The 245-nt window shown below is 40.0% G+C and carries 1 protein-coding gene; it reads left to right on the forward strand.

Annotation, left to right across the window (positions count from 1 at the left end; all coding sequences use genetic code 11):
- On the forward strand, positions 1-245 hold a 245-nt coding region (locus tag AC0IW9_RS31675), incomplete at both ends, for a class I tRNA ligase family protein (protein ID WP_471652248.1).

Raw genomic sequence — 245 nt, forward strand, 5'->3', positions numbered from 1 at the left:
GTTTTAACAGCTACTGCTCCCGAAACAAAAGACAACGACTTTACCTGGAAAGACTTTCAGGCAAGAAATAATAACGAACTGGTAGCCGTCTTAGGAAATTATGTAAACCGCGTTATTGTACTTACCCATAAGTATTTTAACGGCACCGTGCCAACCTTAATGGAAATTAAGCCGGAAGATCAGGCGGTTATTGATGAACTTTCCGGTTATCCTGCTAAAATTGCTGCTTCTATAGAAAACTATCG

The organism is Belnapia sp. AC561, assembly GCF_979252845.1.